This window comes from Pseudomonas sp. B21-028 (genome assembly GCF_024749045.1).
In the GTDB taxonomy this organism is placed as follows: Bacteria; Pseudomonadota; Gammaproteobacteria; order Pseudomonadales; family Pseudomonadaceae; genus Aquipseudomonas.
Genome location: NZ_CP087184.1, coordinates 3,225,243 through 3,244,441 on the forward strand (window position 1 = coordinate 3,225,243; position 19,199 = coordinate 3,244,441).

Here is a 19,199-nt window from a genome sequence, read left to right on the forward strand (position 1 = left end):
TATGGACTCCGTACTACGCGCCGCCGCGATGTACCTGGCCTTGATGGTGCTGTTCAAGATCGCCGGCCGCCGCTCCCTGGCGGACCTCACCACGTTCGACTTCGTGCTGTTGATGATCATTGGCGAGGCGACCCAGCAGGCGCTGCTGGGGGATGATTTTTCGCTGACCAACGCGCTGATGGTGATCGTCACGCTGATTGCCATCGATGTGGGTTTGTCGCTGCTCAAACAACGCTCCCAATGGGTGTCGCGATTGGTCGACGGCGGTCCGACCGTCATTGTCGAGGACGGCCGGATCCTCAAGGGCCGCATGCGCCATGCCCGACTGGTGGAAGCCGACATCATGGAAGCGGCGCGCTCGAGCCAGGGCATCGAAACCCTGGAGCAGATCAAGTTTGCGATTATCGAGCGCAATGGGAAGATTTCGGTGATTGCCAAGGAGTCGTCCTGAGCAGCAACCATAATGCGCGGAGCTTTTTGTGGCGAGGGGATTTATCCCCGCTGGGGCGCGAAGCGGCCCTAAGATCTTGGGGCTGCTGCGCAGCCCAGCGGGGATAAATCCCCTCGCCACAAAAGAATTCACCAGGATTCAGAGGATCGGCTTGCCCCCCGTGATCCCATACCGTGACCCGGAGATATAGCTCGACTCATCCGACGCCAGCAGCACATAGATTGGCGCCACTTCCACCGGTTGGCCCGGGCGGCCCAAGGGCGTCTGGGAACCGAAGTTCTGCACCTCTTCCTCAGGCATGGTCGCGACAATCAGCGGTGTCCAGATCGGCCCCGGCGCCACGCTGTTCACCCGGATACCCTTGGGCCCGAGCATCTGCGCCAGGCCGCCGGTGAAGTTGGCGATGGCACCCTTGGTGGTGGCATAAGCCAGCAGGGTCGGCTTGGGCATGTCGGAGTTGACCGAACTGGTGTTGATGATCGAGCCGCCGGCCTTCATGTGCGGCACGGCGGCCTGGCAGATCCTGAACATCGCCGTGATGTTGATATCGAACGTGAGCAGCCATTCTTCGTCGGGAATGTCCTCCAGATGTTCGTGGGTCATCTGGAACGCGGCATTGTTGACCAGTACATCGATGCGTCCGAAGCGGGCGACGGTCTCGTCGACGATCTTGCGGCACTGGGCCTTGTCCGCCAGGTCGCCCGGCAACAACAGGCACTGGCGCCCGGCCTGTTCGACCCAGCGCGCGGTTTCCCGGGCGTCTTCGTGTTCGTCCAGATAAGAGATGGCCACGTCTGCGCCTTCACGGGCAAACGCGATCGCCACGGCGCGACCAATGCCACTGTCGGCACCGGTGATCAAGGCGATTTTGTTCGCCAGACGCCCGGAACCGGTGTAACTCTGTTCGCCGCAATCGGGATACGGCTCCATTTTCCGTTGGGTGCCGGGCACCGCTTGGCTTTGTTTCGGGAAAGGCGGGGTAGGGTAGTCGATCATGTCGTTCTCCAGGCAAGGTGTGGATGCGATGGAGGGTGGACCCCGGCTTTTTCGGCAGAGTTCGGTTGGATCATTCAGCCAGTCGATGAGCGTCGCACAGGTCGTTTCGTCGACCATTAGTAACCCGCGACGAACGTCGGAGAACAGGAATTCTCCAATGGCCATACGTCATTCGATAAGGAGGTGGGGATTGTTCAGTCATATACAGATCGGCGCACGAGACTTGCCGAAGATGATCGCCTTCTATGACGCAGTCCTGAGCTGCCTGGGGCTGGTGCGCATGGACAGCGAAAACGATTCCGGACCGCCCGGGGAAGGCTGGCATCAACCTGGCAAGCGCTGGCCCCAGGTATTCGTGCAACAACCCTTCAACGGCTTGCCCGCCACGTGGGGCAACGGCATGCAGGTGAGCTTCGCCGCCGATTCACCGCAGACCGTGCGCGCCGCCTGGGACCTGGCCATTGCCATGGGGGGCTTCGACGAAGGCCCGCCGGGCCCGAGGCCGCAGTACTCGGAAGGCTACTTCGGAGCCTATTGCCGGGACCCGGAAGGGAACAAGCTGTGTTTTGTGTATACGCCGGATTTGCATGAGTAACCTGTCGCAAGGGGATCTGTGAAGGTGGACTCATCTGTGGCAAGGGGATTTATTTGTGGCGAGGGGATTTATCCCCGCTGGGGCGCGAAGCGGCCCTAAGATTTTAGGGCTGCTGCGCAGCCCAGCGGGGATAAATCCCCTCGCCACAGGTACATCCTTCTGCCACAGATAAATCTCATGTCACCTTATTCCAACAATCAGCGCCGCCCCTTCAGGCTTCTCTCCATCCGCGCAATCCCTTCCTCCAGCAATGCCCGCGGGCAGCCAAAGTTCAGGCGTACGAACTGTTGGGCATCGTCGCCAAAGTCCAGCCCGGCGCTGAGCCCGACCTTGGCTTCATGGAGGAAGAAAGCCTGCGGGTCGTCCAGGCCCAACCCCGAGCAATCCAGCCACGCCAGGTAGGTGCCCTGGGGCACGGTCATGCTGATGCCGGGCAGGCGGGTCTGCACCGCGTTGACCAGATAATCGCGATTGGCTTGCAGATACACCTTCAACGCTTCGAGCCACGGACCGGCCTCGCTGTAGGCCGCCCGGGTCGCCTCTAGGCCCAGGGCATTGACGCTGTCGACCATACCGGCACGGGCGTTGTTGACCCGTTCGCGCACCTTGGGGTTCTGGATGATAGCGAACGAAGTTTTAAGCCCGGCGATGTTGTAGGCCTTGCTGGCGGACATCAGGGTGATGGTGCGCTCAGCGATTTCCGGGCTCAGGGTGGCGGTGGGGATGTGCACCCGGCCGTCGAAACACAGCTCGGCATGGATCTCGTCGGAGATGATCCAGGCATCCTGTTCCAGGCAGATGTCCGCCACGGCCTTGAGCTCTTCCCGGCCGAACACCTTGCCCAGTGGGTTGTGCGGATTGCTCAGCAACAGCGCGCCACCGCCATGCAGGGCTTCGCGCAACGCTGCCAGGGGTGTATGGAATTCGCCGTTGAGCGGGTTAAAGGGCAACTCCACCTTGTTCAACTGCCAGTTGTCCGGCGCATTGCGCAGCGGCGGGTAGTTGGGCACCTGCACCACGACATTCTGCTGCGGTTCCACCAGCCCATGCAGGGCCATGTTGAAACCCGGCTCCACCCCCGGCAGAAACACGATCTGCTGGGGCTCGACGCGCCAGGTGTACTTGTTCCAGAGATCAGCCACGATGGCCGCCCGGAGGCTGTCCTGGGCCACGCTGTAGCCAAGCATCGGATGCTCAAGACGCTTGCGCAGCGCATCGATGACCACGGGTGGGGCAGCGAAGTCCATATCGGCTACCCACATCGGCAACACATCGGCCGGATAGCGACTCCATTTAGTGCTGCCGGTACCGTGGCGCTCGAACACTGGGTCGAAATCGAAAGTCATGATCGTTCCATCAGTCAGGGAAGTGAGATGGTGAGCATGATAGAGCAAAGATTCTGCGGGAGCATCGGCTCCACACTGTGTCCCAGTGCAAGTAGTGTGCAGTGATGCCTTGAACAGCAGCGCTGCCGCATCCTCGAAAGTGGCACTGGGTGCTGTAATGACTGGCGCCTAGCGCGTGCAGTGATGGCGCGTAGCCATTACGGCCTGTAAAATCCACTGTTTACGACAGACATGGATAGCTACTCATTGCATCGCCAATGCTGAAAAAAAATATCGCCAACAGCTCAAAGAGGTCCGCGAGTACAGTCGACTGATAGTGAAGACCGGCAGAGCTGCTGCTTGTGATTATGTCGAGACCCATCGCCGTGAAACGGCCTTGCGCTTTGTCCTGAACTTCAGGTCTAGCCGATACCTGTCGCATCGGTGGAATAAGGCGTTTCACGGAAACCTGAATCAGCTCGCGGGCTGAAAATTTATTCTTGAAATAAGAGGGCATAGTGGACAATTTCAAATATTTCGCTCTGATGTACCTTAATGATTGGTGCTACTGGGATAAGCCATTTTCGGAGCTCATATTTTCTCGAAAGAACGAAAGCCTTGAAGCATTCGTCCGTGCAGCCAAATATTATAAGGTCACTCGAAATTTCCCGATTGATGAGTCTGAAAGCCGCTTGCAAGGGGCGCTGGACTTGGTTAAGTCAGTTTCTGGGAAACTGACCGAAAAAAATGTTTGCGAAAGCGTCAATCAACTCGCACTTGAATTTGAAAAGCGATATGGGCGAAACGCTGTATCGGCCGCTTCGAAATTTCTTTGGCTGCGCCATAAGAGTCCGGTCGTAATTTTTGACTCCCGAGCGAGAAAGTGGCTGAACAGTAATGGGTACAAAGTACCTGCTAATGATTACGAGGGATATCGAAAACAATGGCTCGTTGCATTTGCTGACTATCGCGTGGAGATAGAGGAGGCGTGTACGGCGCTGGTGAGCGTAAAAGACTTCTCGATGGCGTTTGATAGCGATGCTAAGGAAATCGAGTCAATTGCTGCTTCGCTTTGGTTCCAGGAACGAGTATTCGACAAATACCTATGGTTTAACGCCGATAATTGACGCAATCTCGATCGCATACTTAAGGTGAGGTTTGATGAACCTCTCGACCAATTAGCTTCGGTCGAGAGGCTGGAGCACAGCTTTCATTCGAGTCACACCAGTGTGAACGGCAACTGACGCAGCGGCTTACCCGTCAGGCTTGCCACCGCATTCGCAAAGGCCGGGGCCAATGCCGGCAGGCCGGGTTCACCCATGCCGGTGGGTGGATCGGCGCTGGGCACGATGTGAATGGAGAACTCCGGCGTATCGGTGATGCGCGGTACGCTGAAGTCGGCGAAGTTGCTTTGCTGCACGACGCCGTCTTTCAACGTGACGGCGCCGCCCGGCAGGCACATGGACAAGCCCATCAGGGCCGCGCCCTGTACTTGCGCTTCGACGCTGCGCGGGTTGACGGCCAGGTTGCAGTGGACGCCCGCGGTCACCTGATGCAGCACCGGACGGCCGTTCTGTACCGAGGCCTGGACCACATAGGCCACCACTGAACTGAACGACTCGTGCACCGCCACGCCCCAGGCCCGGCCTTCGGGCAGTTGAGCCTTGCCGTAGCCACTCTTGTCCACCGCCAGTTGCAACGCGGCGCGATGGCGGGGGCTTTGATCGGCAAACAGCTTCATCCGGTAGGCCACCGGGTCCTGCCGGGTTGTCCGGGCAATCTCATCGATCAAGGTTTCCATCACAAAGGCCGTATGCGTGGAGCCCACGCTGCGCCACCACAACACGGGTACGTTGAGCTTGGGATGATGCACCGTCAGGCGCATCGGCAGCGGATAAGGGTTGCGCAAACCTTCCGTGGCCGTGGGGTCGATGCCGTTCTTCAGCCGGGCGCTGAACATCGTGTCGGCGAGGATCGATTGCCCGACCAGGACGTGATCCCAGGCCAGTACGTTGCCGTTGTCATCGAAGCCGATCCGCGCGCGGTGCAGGTGCATGGGCCGGTAGTAGCCGCCCTTGATGTCGTCTTCACGGCTCCACAGGGTGCGAATGGGCGCATCGAGCCCGGCGGTGCGTGCGGCCTTGGCGACTTCGCAGGCGAGCACGACGAAGTCCCCGGAGGGTACGCCACGCCGACCAAAGCCACCGCCTGCCGTCTGCACATTGACCTGGACTTGCTCAGGCTTGAGATTCAACACCCGCGCCGCCGCGACACCGTCGCCACCGGGGAACTGCGTCCCGACCCACAGCTGGGCGCGGTCCCCGGAGACCTGGACGGTGCAATTCAGCGGCTCCATGGGTGCGTGGGCGAGGTAGGGGAACAGGAACTCGGCTTCCAGTTGATGCGGGGCCGTGGCAAGCGGCGTCATGTCGGCATCGAAATGAAGGGGCCCGGGCTGTTGGGCCAGATCCCGGTACTGGGCCAGTTGCTTTTCGCTGTCCACCTTTTCAACCGTAGAGGTATCCCATTGCAGCTTGAGCGCATCACGGCCTGTTTTCGCCTGCCAATAGCCGTCTGCGATCACCGCCACGCCTTCGGCGCCACCGTCCAGTGGTACCCGCAGGACAACCTTGACGCCTTGGGTGGCACGGGCTGCGCTGTCATCCAGCGAGGCGATGCGGGCGCCGAACACGGGCGGGCGGGCCACCACGGCGGTGAGCTGTCCGGGCAGGTGCATGTCGATGCCGAAATCCTGCCGGCCGCTGCTCTTGGCCTTGGCATCGATGCGGGTCGTGGCCTGGCCGATGATGCGGAAATCCTTGGGATCCTTGAGGGTGATCGTTTCGGGCAGGGGCATTGCCATCGCCGCTTCGGCGAGTTCCCCGTAGCTCGCCTTACGGCCCTGCGGACCGAGCACCATGCCCGCCTGGGTGCTCAGGCTCGCCACCTCCACGTTCCAGCGCACAGCTGCCGCCGCGAGCAACATGGCGCGAGCGCGGGCGCCCAGTTCGCGGTACTGGGTGTAGCTGTTCTTGATCGAGTTGGAGCCGCCGGTGATGTGCATGCCGAAACTCGGATCCTGATAAGCCGCGTCGTTGCTGCCATTGCGGGTACGCACCAGGTTCCAGTCGGCATCGAGCTCTTCGGCCAGAATCATGGGCAGCCCGGTCTGCACCCCCTGGCCGAACTCCAGGCGGTTGATGGTGACCGTTACCTCACCGTTGGGTGCGATCTGCACGAATGCTGACGGCTGCTGGGTCGGCTTGAGCGCTTGCGCGTTGTCGCTGGTTTGTTGTGCCAGGGCCATGTGCGGAAAGGCACCCAAGGCCAGCCCACCGATGCCGACGATCTTGAGAAAATTGCGCCGGGGGAGCGTGGTGAGGCTGCCCAGGTCGTCGGTGAAGATCGATTGCAGGGTGCGGGTGAGTTCGTCAGGGAAAATGTCGTTCAGCATGGCGCGCTCCGGTCAGGCGAGGGCTTTGGCGGCATCGGCCACGGCAGCACGGATACGGACGTAGGTACCGCAGCGGCAGATATTGCCGGCCATGGCCGAGTCGATCTCGGCGGCGGTGGGTTGCTTGCCCTTGGGTTGGGTCTTGAGGAATGCGGTCGCGCTCATGATCTGGCCGCTCTGGCAGTAGCCGCATTGCGCGACGTCATGCTTGACCCAGGCTTCATGCACCGCCGTGCCGACCGGATCGCTGCCGTTGGTGGCGGCTTCGATGGTGGTGATTTTCTTGCCTTCTGCGGCGGCGATCGGCGTCACGCAGGAGCGGATGGCCTGGCCGTCCAGGTGGACCGTGCACGCGCCGCACAAGGCTGCGCCGCAGCCGAACTTGGTGCCGGTCATGCCCAACGTATCACGCAATGTCCAGAGAATCGGGGTGCCAGGGTCGACGTCGACCGTGTATTCACGGCCATTGATGTTGAGGGCGCTCATGGTGGGACCTGCTCCGCAAGGTTTGGCTCCGATCAACTATAGGAAGGAATCCCCCCGGCACATTGCACAATTCAGGCTGATGATTGCCCGATCCTGCGAATTGGCCGGTGGGGCAGTCCTTCTATCTTTACGTTTGGATCGGTCAGCCTAAGGTACGTGTGCGCTATACCCTCGTACGGTATCGGACACTGCGCGCCGCATCACACACTCACTCCCCAGGCATTCCGTCGTTCTCGCGCAGGGAACGGCGGATTCCTGAACCTCAAACTTATGGAGAGTGACCATGACAACGCATCTGGACTACCGCACTCACGAGGAAGAGAAAAGCAACGGTCAGTTGGCCCCGGGCATGCACCTGGCCCCAACGGGATTGAACATTGAAGAGCTGGTGCCTTCGCGTTATGCCGTGCGGGTCGGTGATATCGACGTGCTGGTGGTCAGCGATGGCGTGCTGCCGCTGCCGACCACGACGATGTCCACCAACGCCGATCCGGCGGCTCGCGCAGCCTGGTTCAAGGAGATGTTCCTGGGCCCGGATGCGTTCGATTGGGCGCTGAACGTGCTGGTGGTGCGCAGCGGCGAGCAAACCATACTCGTCGATGCCGGGCTGGGCGGGCAGTTTCCCGGCTTTCCACGCGCCGGACAGTTCCCGAAGCGGCTGGCGGCCGCCGGCATCGATCTGGGGTCCGTGACCGACGTGGTCATCACCCACATGCACATGGACCATATCGGCGGGCTGCTGGTCGACGAAGTGAAGAACCGGCTGCGCCCGGACGTGCGGATCCACGTCGCGGCCATCGAAGTTGCGTTCTGGGCGTCACCTGATTTCACCCTGACGTCCATGCCATCGCCGGTGCCGGACGTACTGCGGGCTACTGCCGACGAGTTCATGAAGGTCTACGGCAGCAAGCTGCGCACGTTCGAAAACGAGCATGAGGTGGCACCGGGTGTGGTCGCCAAGCTGACGGGGGGACACACTCCGGGGCACAGCGTGGTCCATGTGACCTCCGCTGGTGAGCGGCTGACCTTTGCCGGTGACGCGCTGTTCCCGGTCGCCTTCGACCATCCCGACTGGCACAACGGTTTTGAACATGACCCCGAGGAAGCCGTTCGCGTTCGGGTCCGGCTCATGCAGGAAGCGGCGGCGAGCGGTGAGCTGCTGGTCGCCACGCATTTGCCGTTTCCGTCAGTGGGAAGGGTGGCGGTGGAGGGAGATGCGTTTCGCTGGGTAGCGGCTTTCTGGGATTACTGAGCCGTAATGCAACCCCATGACGTCGGCGTCTTTGATGTGTCGTGCAGCCCGTCCAGCCTGAGGTTGTGCCCTGGATCAGGAATGGATGGGCAGCACCACGCCAAACGCCACGAAAAAACCGCCGCAGACCTTGTTGAACCGACGTCCGGCCCTGGCCAGCCACGGCCTGACCCGATACGCCGCCGTGGCCACGATGTACTCGACGATGAACTCCACGACCGCGTAGGTCAGCGCGATGGTGGCGGTCTGGGCGAGCAGGTTCCTGTGCGGGTCAAGAAAGGGCGGGATAAATGCGGTGAACAGCAACAGTGCCTTGGGGTTCGAGACCGCCGACAACAGGCCCTGCCGGAAAAGTGACCAGGGGCCGGCCCCTGACACGGCATCCACGTCCAGGGCAACCGGCGCCGACCGCCACAACCCCAGGCCCAGCCAGATGAGATAGAGCCCGCCGGCTATCTTTAGCACCATGAACCAGGTCACGGAGGCCTGGATCAATGCACCCAGCCCGAGGGCACACAACGAGAGCATCACCGCGAATCCCGACACACCGCCGCTGATGGTGAACAGGGTCTTGCGGTTGCCATGGATCGCACCGTGGGTCAGCGCCAGCAGCGCGTTGGGCCCGGGCACCACCGCAATGCCGCAGCAGGTAACCAGATAGAGCAGCCAGGTCTCGAAGGGCATGATGTTCTCCAGTGAAAAGCAACGTCCTCTCCCGCATCCTGCTGGTGAAACCCGTTCAACGGAAGCGCATAATTCATGGCTTAGACATTCGATTATCGAATAGAGGTGATGGACATGCCTTCCGGCGATTTGCAGATGGATTGGCTCAAGTGCTTTGTCGCGGTGGTGGACGCCGGTTCGCTGTCAGGCGCGGCCCTTGAGGTGCATCGGTCACAGTCCGCTGTGAGCATGCAGATGAAGAAATTGGAAACGGCGCTCGGGCGGCAGTTGTTGAGTCGCGGTCCTCGGCACCTGCAACTGACCCTCGATGGGCAGACCCTCCTGGGCTATGCGCGGCGCATGGTCGCGCTGCATGCCGAAACCCAGGCCGCCTTCCATGGCGAAGAACTGACCGGGCGTATACGGCTGGGCGTTGCCGAGGATTATGCGGCCAAGTACCTGACGCCTGTGCTCAAGCGCTTCGCTCCCCGATACGGGGGCGTCGAAATAGAACTGGATTGCGAGCAGTCGACGGCCCTGATTCCACGGGTGATGAACGGGGACCTGGACCTGGCGCTGGTTTCCAGGGATTCCCCCCAACGGGGTACATTTCTGTTCAAGGAACCCATGGTGTGGGTAGGGTCGCCCCAGTTCGAGCTCTGGCGGCGCGACCCGATCCCTATTGCGGTCTACGAAAGCGCCAGTCTGGCCCGGCGCAACGCGGTCAATTCGTTAACGCTGCTGGGCCGGCGGTACAAAGTGGTCTACAACAGCTCCAGCCTCGCAGGCCAAGTCGCGGCGGTGGAAGGTGGGATTGCCATCGCTGCCATCACCCAGTGCAGTGTTCCGGCCTCGCTGCAAGTGCTCGGCAACGAACACGATCTGGGCGGCATACAACCGATGGAAGTGTCGGTCTTTCGCAGTCGAGCCTCTCGGGGCTCGAAGGCAGTGAACAGCCTTCACGCCTTCATCATCGGTGCGTTGAGGAGCCAGCAGGCAACATAGCGGTTACTCGCGTACCGTCACCCGGTTGCGCCCGGTTTTCTTGGAGGTGTACAACGCTTCGTCCGCCCAGGCGATCAGGTCGGCGTGGCTGTTGGACGGCTGGCTCAGGTCGGCCACCCCCAGGCTGATGGTGAAACGGATGACCTGGTCGCCGTACGACACCTCCATCTCCTCGACGGCCTTGCGCAGCCGCTCGGCGAACATCCGTGCACCGGCCTTGTCGGTATCCGAAAGCACCACGCCGAACTCTTCACCGCCATAGCGTCCGGCAACATCGGAGTCACGCACATGTTCACGGACCAGGCGAGCGACCTGCTCGATGACCTTGTCGCCTGCCTGGTGACCGTAGGTGTCGTTGACCCGCTTGAAGTGGTCGATGTCGAACATCACCAGGCTGGAATTGTTGCCATAGCGCTGATGCCGGGCATAGGCGGCCTTGAGGTTCTCTTCCCAATGTCCACGGTTGTAGAGGCCGGTCAGCCGATCGGTGCTGGACAGCAGCTGCAACTGGGCGTTGGCGGCCTGGAGCTGATGCCGGTTGGTGGCGACGTCGGTGACGTCATAGATCACCAGGCAGATATGGTTGATCTTGCTGTCGGGGGAGCGCAGGGGCAGCAGGGTGGTGTTCTGGTACATGAACGCTTCGTGGCCGGTGATCGGCTGGTAGTTCTTGAACCGCACCAGGTACGGACGCTGCTCCCAGACGGTGAAGGCGGGTGTGCCCAGGGCGGCGACGCTTTCCACCTTGCGGCTGAACCATTTGTGGTCGACTTCGGGAAACAGGCTGAAGAAGTGCTGGTTGTGGGCGTCCTTCGGCTGGACCCCGGAACGGTTCTCCATGAACGTGTTCCAGACCTGTACCCGATAGTCGCGGTCAAGCACCACCACGCCGACGTCAATGCTCTGGACAATCGCCAGCAACCAATGGAATTCGTTCAGATCAACAGGGTTGTTCATGGCTTAGCTCATCAAGTAAGCGAGTTTGTGGGTCAACCGCTCGATTGAGTCTTCCGTGAACAGCAATAACAGGTCGAAGCGAATGTCGTGGCCTTCCAGGCTGTAGCTGATTTCCACGGCGAGGGTTTTTTTCCAGCGGGTCTGGTTGACCCGGATCAGTTCGTCGATCGCCGCATGCTGGCCGAGCACCTGCGGGTGACCTTGGGAAAACACCACGTCGATCTGCTCGGCAATGCTGCTCAGGCACGCGCCGATCAGTACGCTGGAAAGGTCGAGGACCATTTCCAGGTCCGAATAGTCGGCGCTCTGGCGCTGCATCAATTGCGCGATATCGGCGACTTCCGAGTCATGGAACATCAGCAGGGCTTCGCCGGCGATGCCGCTGCCGATAAAGCCCTGGCAGATGGCTGTGAGTTGCTGGGAGCTGCCGGCATCGGCGAGCGCCATGTGCAGCTCTCCGACTTCGAGGATGTTCACGTTCGGCACCGGCAACTGAACGAAGACGCCCAGGACCTTGGCAATCAGGGCGGCGGCCCGGCCGATGGCAACGTTGACCGTCTCGCGGAACGCATCATGAAAATGGATGGCGGTGTTGTTTGTCGAGCGATGCTGCTGTGGCGTCTGTGTTGATTGGGTCAGCAGGCCCAGGCGGTTGAGGGTCTGGCGCAGTTCGGTTTCGTCGAAAGGCTTTTTAAGGAAGGCCAATGCGCCCAACTCACTGACGCGACGTACCGCTTCCTCCTGGACGTCACCGGAAATCACGATGACTTGTGCCTTCAATCCTTCGGTGCGCAGCGCGCTCAGTACCTGGTAACCATCCATCTCCGGCATGGTCAGGTCGAGCAGCACCACTTGGCCCAGCCCCTTGCGTATGGCCTCCATGGCCTGGCGACCGTTACTGGCCTCGGTAATGGAAACCGACCAGTCCGCCGGCAGTGCCCGTAACACCTGCTTACGGGCCATGTTGGAGTCATCACACACCACTAGGGGAATCTCTGACACAGCCTGCCTCTCATCAGGGAAAGTACTAGGAGATCATGCCATAGTCTGACAAAGACCGCCTAATCGTCAGGGTTATGGACTCGCCAGAGCTTCAGCGGTCTTTACTTTTTGAACAAGCGATCGTCCGGGAAGTTCGACACGAATATTCGCAGCAGGAACGACTACACGGATTCATCCGGGATTCTTCGGCTTCGGAAACAAAAAGCCCGCACACTCATGACGAGGTGCGGGCTCTTGAACGGCCGGAAGCTGCGATCAGAAGCGCATACCTTCGAACGGGTTCCAGCTTTGCTCGCCTTTGACTTCCTTCAGGTAGTACGCGTAGTTGGTCATGATCGCGTACATCACCGAGAAGGCGGCACTCATGCCCGAATCCAGCGCCCGCGGAGATTCCGTGCCCATCAGGCCGAAAATCACGCTCACTGCGATACTGAGGCCGATCATGATGCCGATCATGGCCAGGTTCTTCTTCCAGAGCCCCAGGACGAACAGGTAGATCGGGCCGAAGAAGAAGGCAATCACGTTGGCATTGATCAGGATCTTTTTCTTGAAGCCTGGCAGCGCCTTGAAGGCTTCCTTGTGTCGCGGGTCGTTCGGCGCGCCGTAGGTATCAAAGAAATTAAAGCGTTCCTGCCATTTTGCGTTGTACTTGCCAGTACCTTGTACTTGTTCGGTGGTGCTCATTTTTTACGGCTCCTGTGGTCCATGTAGTGGTAAAGCTTTTCTTCCGCGAATTCCTGAGCGCTTTATAAGCGTTTATGAAGAAAAAAGCCCCTTCGGCGTTTCCGGCGCCCGTTTGATCTGTGATGCGCATCACTATCACTGCGCGTATGGCCGCATCGGTAACACGACACGCAGGAAATTCCGCTGCCCCATTGTCTGCCAGGCGATTTACGTCTAGTTTGCTGGCCGATCACAAATACAAAAAATCAGGAGTCCTAGATGCAACCGATTCGTCTCGGTCTGGTGGGCTATGGCAAGATTGCCCAGGATCAACATGTCCCTGCCATCCACGCCAATCCCGCGTTTCAACTGGTGGCGGTCGCCACGCAAGGGCAGCCCTGTGCCGGGGTAGAGAATTTCAAGTCCCTGGGTGAGCTGCTTGCCAGCGGTCCCCAGGTCGATGCGATAGCGTTTTGCACGCCGCCGCAGGGTCGATTCGCGCTGGTGGAGCAGGCCTTGGCTGCCGGCAAACACGTGCTGGTGGAGAAACCGCCGTGCGCTACCCTCGGCGAAGCGATGGCGTTGGTCGGTCAGGCTGAAGAGCAGGGCGTCAGTGCCTTGTTCGCCTGGCACTCGCGCTACGCGCCCGGCATCGAAGCGGCCCGGGACTGGCTGGCCAGCCGCACCCTGCAGAGTGTGCAGATCGACTGGAAAGAAGACGTGCGCAAATGGCATCCCGGCCAGGCGTGGATCTGGCAACCGGGTGGTTTGGGCGTGTTCGATCCCGGTATCAATGCCTTGTCGATCGCGACCCATCTGTTGCCACGACCGCTGTTTGTCAAGTCGGCGCAGCTGCGGGTTCCCGATAATTGCCAGTCACCTATTGCCGCGAGCATCCAGATGTCGGACGCGCGCCACCTCGATATCCGCGCGGAGTTCGATTTCGACCACGGCCATGATGAACTCTGGAGCATCGAGATTCGTTGCGCCGAAGGCACCTTGCGCCTGGACAACGGCGGCGCCCTGTTGAGCATCGATGGCGTGCGCCAGGCGGTTTCGGAGGAGGGCGAGTACGCGGCAGTGTATCGACACTTCCAACAGCTGATCGCCGACAAGGCCAGCGACCTGGACCTGCAACCGTTGCGACTGGTGGCGGATAGCTTTTTTGTCGGCAGCCGGACGTTGGTTGAACCGTTCTACGATTGATCGCGCTGTAAAGATACACCGCTATCGTCGGATCGCCGCCCGGAGCAGGCTCGCTCCCACATGGGATCTGTGGGGTACGCGCATTTGCGTACTCCACCGGACCCTGTGGGAGCGAGCCTGCTCGCGATGCTTTTACACCAGGTAGTTCTTCAACTCCCGGGCAATGACCATCCGCTGTATCTCGCTCGACCCCTCATAGATCTGGGTAATCCGCGCATCGCGGTAGTAGCGTTCCACCGGATAGTCTTCCAGATAGCCATACCCACCATGAATCTGCATCGCCGAGGAGCAGACCTTTTCGGCCATTTCCGAGGCGAACAGCTTCGCCTGGGAGGCTTCCGAGAGGCAGGGTTTGCCGGCGCTGCGCAAGCGGGCGGCGTGGAGGATGAGCAGGCGGGCGGCATTCAGGCGGGTGTGCATGTCGGCCAGCAGGTTGGCGATGCTCTGGTGCTCGATGATCGGTTTGTCGAACTGCACCCGATCCCGCGAATAGGCCAGGGCTGCCTCGAATGCCGCCCGGGCAATGCCCAGCGCCTGGGCCGCGATGCCGATCCGGCCGCCTTCCAGGTTGGAGAGGGCGATGGCCAGGCCTTTGCCCCGAGTACCCAGCAGGTTGGCTTCGGGAACGCTGCAGTTATTCAAGGTGACGGCGCAGGTGTCCGAAGCGCGGATGCCCATCTTGTGCTCGGTGCGATCGACGATGAAGCCTGGTGTATCGGTCGGGACCAGGAAGGCCGAAATGCCTTTCTTGCCCAGGTCCGGGTCCGTCACCGCGAACACAATCGCCAGTTTCGCCCGCTTGCCGTTGCTGACGAACTGCTTGGCGCCGTTGATGACCCATTGACCGTCCCGCAGTTCGGCGCGGGTGCGCAGATTGTGGGCCTCGGAGCCGGCCTGGGGCTCGGTCAGGCAGAAGCAGCCAATGGCCTGTCCGCTCGCCAGGTCCGCCAGCCAGGTCTGTTTCTGTTCATCGGTGCCGAAATTGAGGACCGGCCCGCAACCCACCGAGTTGTGGATGCTCATCAGGGCCCCGGTGGCGCCATCACCGGCGGAGATCTCTTCCACCGCCAGGGCGTAGGCGACGTAATCGACGTAGGTGCCGCCCCACTCCTCGGGTACCACCATGCCCAGCAGGCCCAGTTCTCCCATTTTCGCCACCAGGCCATTGTCGATCCACCCGGCCTTTTCCCACGCCTGGGCATGGGGCGCGATTTCGCCACGGGCAAAGTCCCGGGCCATGTCGCGGATCATCACTTGTTCTTCAGTCAGTTCGAGGTCGTGCATGGCTCAATTCCCGAGGTGATCGAGGCCGTCGAAGAAACTCGCCACCCGGTTCGCGTCCAGCGCATCCAGGGTTGGCGGGTTCCAGCGTGGCTTCTTGTCTTTGTCGATCAGCAGGGCGCGCACGCCTTCGATCAGGTCGCCGCGTTCGAACCATTGCCGGTCCAGGTGCAGCTCCAGGGCAAAACAGTCTTCCAGACTCAGGTGGCGGCCACGTCGCAGCATCTCCAGGGTGACCGCCATGGCCAGGGGCGAGCGGGTTTCCAGCAGTTCGGCGGTTTGCAGCGCCCACTCATGGCTGTTGGCGACGGTGACCTGGCGCAGTTGCTCGACCATGCTCGGCACATCGGGCAGGGCGAAGAAGTGATCGATGGCCGGGCGCAGGTCGTCCAGCGGTGGGGCCGGCAGTTGCTGCACGGCGAGTTTCGCCAGCAGGCTTTGCAGGTCCTTGAGCGGCATGTCGCTCCATTCCAGCCGGTCGAGACGCTCATCGAGTTGAGCGAGCTTGCGGCTTTCCAGGTACCAGTCGGCCAGCCCGCAGTACAACGCGTCGGCCGCCTTTATCTGGGTACCGCTAACCCCGAGGTAGATGCCCAGCTCGCCGGGGATGCGCGGCAGAAAATAACTGCCACCGACATCCGGAAAGTAACCGATGCCGACCTCGGGCATACCCAGGCGGCTGCGTTCGGTGACCACCCGCAGGTCCGCGCCCTGGGCCAGGCCCATGCCGCCGCCCAGGACGAAACCGTCCATCAGGGCGAGGATCGGTTTGCGGTAATGGTGAATCGTCAGGTCGAGGGCGTACTCCTCGACGAAAAAGTCTTCGTGCAGCGTGTCGCCCTGCTTGTGGCTGTCGTAGAGCGAACGGATATCGCCACCGGCACAGAACGCCTTGTCTCCGGCGCCGCGCAACACCACCGCGTGGATATTCGGGTCGGCAAGCCAGGCATCGAGTTGTTGCTGCAAGCTGCGCACCATGCCCAGGGTCAGGGCATTGAGGCCGGCGGGGCGGTTCAGGGTCAAATGGCCGATGTGGTTGCGAACCTCGACCAACACCTCACAGGCCACGACTTCGACGCTCCCTGTGGCTTGGGATGAAACCTGAGCAGTCATCGCTAACTCCCTGCTTTTATTGTTCTTTATGAATTGTGTCGCGCGTATCCGGTCGGGATCGTAACAGTGCAAAATTGCCTCGCACAACCGGTATACGTGCAGGTCCTGTCTGCATATTTATAGCAGCCACAGGCTCAGTCGCGACCCGATAGCACCTCCGTGATGCTGCGGCGCTTGGCATTTCGCTCGCTGGCATGGATCAATTGTTCGAGATCTTCAGGGGTTACGTCGAAGAATGCTTCCATTTCCGCAAGAGCCAGTTTCAAGTCCTCGGCGGTAATGGCCTGACGGTCGACGGGGGGATGGTCGGCGGGGATGACGGCCACCGGTTCGCTGGCCCGCTTCGGGTAGCGCACCCGCGTCAGGTTGTTGTAGGCCAGCGCACTGACCAGCAGGGCGGAACCTGCCAGCATGGCCGCGCCAAGGGCCTGCCAGTCCAGGGCGATAATGGACGCATCCGCCAGCACCAACGTCGCCGCCAGGGCGCCGGCCGGGGGATGAATACAGCGCAGCCAGCACATCAACACCAGTGCCATGCCGGCTGCCAGGCAGGCGCTGCCCAGTGTGCGTCCCAGCACATGGGCCACCAGCAGCCCTACGACCGAGGCACACAGGTAACCGCCAAAAATTGACCAGGGCTGGGCGAGGGCGCCTGAAGACACCGCGAACAGCAGCACCGCCGAAGCCCCGAGAGGGCCGATCAGGTGCTGCGCCACTTCGAGGCCATACACTTGGCCGCAGAGCCAGACACTGAACATGACCCCCAGGGCCATGCCAATGGCGGCACGGCTCCATTCGGTGGGACGGGTATTGATAGCAGCGGGGAGCCAGCGAGAAAGCATTGAGCAGAGATCCAAAAAACGAACAAAAAAAGGGGCTTACAGGAGAATCCCTGAAAGCCCTTTAAGTGTTCCAACAGTTGGGGGAGGAACGATGCACAGTGTGACGTTCGCCATCCCTGCTTACAAATTCATATTAATGCTGTTTGAGATCATTTATTTTGAGGTAACAGTGTGTTCAAGCGCTTTTGCCACATCGTCTGTGGGAGCGGGCTTGCCCGCGAAAGCGGTGGGCCAGCTTGAATCAATGTTGCGCTGATCAAGCCCGCCCCCACAGTGGTTCAGGGAAGCCTACTGCGCCTCCTGCCGGTACCCCGCGGGCAATGCGCTGACGAAGTCATCCACCACCTCCCGGGTCAGGCTGACGATGTCTTCTACCCGTTCCATTCCCGCGCCGGTGCGCCAACTGGCAACGATGTCCATCACCGAGGGCAGCGGCACGCCGGTTATCAAAGTCAGGGTGCCCTGGGCCAGCTCGCCCTGTACCAGCGCCGCCGGCATGGCGCCGATGCCGAAGCCGTCGCGAACCAGGCGGGTGATGGCCGAGGCCGAGTTCACGCAGTTGATGCGCGGTGACACGATATTCGCCGAGTGCAGCAGGTTGAGAATGTCCTGATGGGGTCGCGAGTTGCGTGAGAACGTCACGATGCGTTCCTGGGACAAATCCTCCAGCGAGGCGTATCGACGATCATAGACAGAGCCGGTGCGCACCACCCAGTGCATCGGATAACGAGTCAGGAGTGCATTGCGCACGCTGTCCAGGCGCAGGATATCGGTCTGGAAAATGATGTCCTGATAGCCTTTCTCCAGTTGGGAACAGAGATTGCTCGCCGTGTCGGCCGACAGTTCGATTTCCAGGGCCGGATAGCATTCCATCAGGTGCGTCACCAACGGGCTGAGCCAGGTGTGGATGACCGTATCCATGGCGCCGATGCGGATCCGGCCGCGGACCTGGCGCGGATCCTGGATCACGGCCTTCATGCTTTGCATGGTGTCCATGATGCGCTCGGCATATTCCAGCACCCGTTGCCCTTCGGAGGTCAGCGAAACACCCTTGGAGTCGCGCACGAACAGTCGCACGCCCATTTCATCTTCCAGGGCCGCGATCCGGCTGGAGATGGACGCCTGGGTGGTGAAGAGTTTCTCCGCCGTGAGCCGGAAACTCTTCAGGCGAGCGACCCATACGAAGGTTTCCAGAAACTTGATATTCACGTCGGCGGCTCCTTGAAACGGGGATTGGTGATCAGTCGATTACAGCGCTTCGGTCGCCACATACTGGAGCACCGCTCCGAGCCCCGCGGTATCCGGCGCGCTGTTCATGAGCGCACGAACGTCGCACCACGGATAGTCCAGCGCCGAGACCCACGCCATGACCGACGCCAGGTCAGCTGCCGGCAACGTAGCCATGTGCTCGATGGTGATCGTCAGTCCCTCGGCCAGGTTGGACTCAGGCTCGAACTGCCAGTCATACATCCCACAACCGACCCGGGCCTCGCCGCTGTTCTTGTCCGACATCGCCACCAGCCATTTGCACTGGAACGTCTTGGCATTCCCGGAAGGCGGCGCGCCCAGGCAAAACGTATAGACGTTTTCGAAGGTCTGGCCAAAGCGCCTGACCAGAACGTCGCCAATGGTTTCCCGGCTTTCCACGTGCCCTGGAAAAGAGATTGAGCCGGTGCGCACGATCATGTCCAGGATGGCATTGGTTGTGAAGGCCTGGTCCAGTAGGTGAGGGCGGTTGCCGTCCTTGGCGTGGATGTACTGCTGGATCGATCGTTGGGCCGTGTTCATCGGTTGTCCATGTCGGGTTGAAAAAAGGGCTGTTCTAATAAACAAGGTTCAAGCAACCCAATACCTGTGGGAGCGAGCCTGCTCGCGAAGGCGGTGGGTCAGGCAACTCGATGCCGAGCT

The 19,199-nt window shown here is 60.8% G+C and carries 19 protein-coding genes; 6 read left to right on the plus strand and 13 right to left on the minus strand.

The features are described 5' to 3' along the window. The first annotated feature begins 1 nt into the window (after position 1). Positions 2-451 (plus strand): DUF421 domain-containing protein, encoded by a 450-nt coding sequence (locus LOY35_RS13980; RefSeq protein WP_258633394.1) that lies wholly within the window; start codon positions 2-4, stop codon positions 449-451. Positions 452-589: 138 nt separating this feature from the next. Here the strand turns inward: LOY35_RS13980 and LOY35_RS13985 are convergent, their stop codons facing one another. Beyond that, positions 590-1,447 (minus strand): SDR family oxidoreductase, encoded by an 858-nt coding sequence (locus tag LOY35_RS13985; RefSeq protein WP_258633397.1) that lies wholly within the window; start codon positions 1,445-1,447, stop codon positions 590-592. 190 nt (positions 1,448-1,637) lie between these two features. On the opposite strand from LOY35_RS13985, the gene LOY35_RS13990 reads away from it, so the two are divergent. Then, a complete protein-coding gene (locus tag LOY35_RS13990) occupies positions 1,638-2,042 on the plus strand; it encodes a VOC family protein (RefSeq protein WP_258633398.1) in 405 nt (134 codons plus the stop codon). A 197-nt stretch (positions 2,043-2,239) separates the two neighbouring features. Here the strand turns inward: LOY35_RS13990 and LOY35_RS13995 are convergent, their stop codons facing one another. Continuing rightward, on the minus strand, positions 2,240-3,388 hold the full coding sequence (locus tag LOY35_RS13995) for a MalY/PatB family protein (RefSeq protein ID WP_258633400.1): 1,149 nt from the start codon (positions 3,386-3,388) through the stop codon (positions 2,240-2,242). Between the two features lie 497 nt (positions 3,389-3,885). On the opposite strand from LOY35_RS13995, the gene LOY35_RS14000 reads away from it, so the two are divergent. Next, positions 3,886-4,494: a hypothetical protein gene (locus LOY35_RS14000; protein WP_258633402.1), complete on the plus strand. Its 609-nt coding sequence runs from the start codon at positions 3,886-3,888 to the stop codon at positions 4,492-4,494. A gap of 92 nt (positions 4,495-4,586) precedes the next feature. On the opposite strand, the gene LOY35_RS14005 is transcribed toward LOY35_RS14000, so the two are convergent. Both LOY35_RS14005 and LOY35_RS14010 read right to left on the minus strand, forming a co-directional pair. After that, positions 4,587-6,821, minus strand: coding sequence for a xanthine dehydrogenase family protein molybdopterin-binding subunit (locus LOY35_RS14005; protein WP_258633405.1), 2,235 nt, complete (start codon positions 6,819-6,821; stop codon positions 4,587-4,589). 12 nt (positions 6,822-6,833) lie between these two features. After that, positions 6,834-7,307 (minus strand): (2Fe-2S)-binding protein, encoded by a 474-nt coding sequence (locus tag LOY35_RS14010; protein WP_258633406.1) that lies wholly within the window; start codon positions 7,305-7,307, stop codon positions 6,834-6,836. Between the two features lie 283 nt (positions 7,308-7,590). Between LOY35_RS14010 and LOY35_RS14015 the strand changes: the two genes are divergently transcribed. Beyond that, positions 7,591-8,559: an MBL fold metallo-hydrolase gene (locus tag LOY35_RS14015; RefSeq protein WP_258633407.1), complete on the plus strand. Its 969-nt coding sequence runs from the start codon at positions 7,591-7,593 to the stop codon at positions 8,557-8,559. A gap of 75 nt (positions 8,560-8,634) precedes the next feature. On the opposite strand, the gene LOY35_RS14020 is transcribed toward LOY35_RS14015, so the two are convergent. Then, on the minus strand, positions 8,635-9,243 hold the full coding sequence (locus LOY35_RS14020; protein ID WP_258633409.1) for a LysE family translocator: 609 nt from the start codon (positions 9,241-9,243) through the stop codon (positions 8,635-8,637). 114 nt (positions 9,244-9,357) lie between these two features. On the opposite strand from LOY35_RS14020, the gene LOY35_RS14025 reads away from it, so the two are divergent. Beyond that, on the plus strand, positions 9,358-10,227 hold the full coding sequence (locus tag LOY35_RS14025) for a LysR family transcriptional regulator (RefSeq protein WP_258633410.1): 870 nt from the start codon (positions 9,358-9,360) through the stop codon (positions 10,225-10,227). A 3-nt stretch (positions 10,228-10,230) separates the two neighbouring features. On the opposite strand, the gene LOY35_RS14030 is transcribed toward LOY35_RS14025, so the two are convergent. From LOY35_RS14030 to LOY35_RS14040, 3 genes are all read right to left on the minus strand, one after another. Further along, positions 10,231-11,184, minus strand: a complete 954-nt coding sequence (locus LOY35_RS14030; protein ID WP_258633412.1) for a diguanylate cyclase — start codon at positions 11,182-11,184, stop codon at positions 10,231-10,233. Between the two features lie 3 nt (positions 11,185-11,187). Then, positions 11,188-12,186 carry a response regulator gene (locus tag LOY35_RS14035; protein ID WP_258633414.1) on the minus strand — a complete coding sequence of 333 codons (999 nt, stop codon included), beginning with the start codon at positions 12,184-12,186 and terminating at the stop codon, positions 11,188-11,190. 255 nt (positions 12,187-12,441) lie between these two features. After that, a complete protein-coding gene (locus LOY35_RS14040) occupies positions 12,442-12,870 on the minus strand; it encodes a DUF2628 domain-containing protein (RefSeq protein ID WP_258633416.1) in 429 nt (142 codons plus the stop codon). Positions 12,871-13,128: 258 nt separating this feature from the next. On the opposite strand from LOY35_RS14040, the gene LOY35_RS14045 reads away from it, so the two are divergent. After that, entirely contained in the window at positions 13,129-14,055 is a 927-nt protein-coding gene (locus LOY35_RS14045) for a Gfo/Idh/MocA family protein (protein WP_258633417.1), read from the plus strand. Positions 14,056-14,187: 132 nt separating this feature from the next. On the opposite strand, the gene LOY35_RS14050 is transcribed toward LOY35_RS14045, so the two are convergent. The 5 genes from LOY35_RS14050 to LOY35_RS14070 form a co-directional block, all read right to left on the minus strand. After that, complete coding sequence (locus LOY35_RS14050; RefSeq protein ID WP_258633419.1) at positions 14,188-15,339, minus strand: acyl-CoA dehydrogenase family protein; 1,152 nt, start codon at positions 15,337-15,339, stop codon at positions 14,188-14,190. 3 nt (positions 15,340-15,342) lie between these two features. Beyond that, on the minus strand, positions 15,343-16,449 hold the full coding sequence (locus tag LOY35_RS14055) for an enoyl-CoA hydratase/isomerase family protein (RefSeq protein WP_258633421.1): 1,107 nt from the start codon (positions 16,447-16,449) through the stop codon (positions 15,343-15,345). A gap of 134 nt (positions 16,450-16,583) precedes the next feature. Continuing rightward, complete coding sequence (locus LOY35_RS14060; protein ID WP_258633423.1) at positions 16,584-17,291, minus strand: HPP family protein; 708 nt, start codon at positions 17,289-17,291, stop codon at positions 16,584-16,586. Between the two features lie 288 nt (positions 17,292-17,579). Next, positions 17,580-18,500: a LysR family transcriptional regulator gene (locus LOY35_RS14065; protein WP_258633424.1), complete on the minus strand. Its 921-nt coding sequence runs from the start codon at positions 18,498-18,500 to the stop codon at positions 17,580-17,582. A gap of 39 nt (positions 18,501-18,539) precedes the next feature. Next, complete coding sequence (locus tag LOY35_RS14070; protein WP_258633425.1) at positions 18,540-19,079, minus strand: hypothetical protein; 540 nt, start codon at positions 19,077-19,079, stop codon at positions 18,540-18,542. Positions 19,080-19,199: the final 120 nt, after the last annotated feature.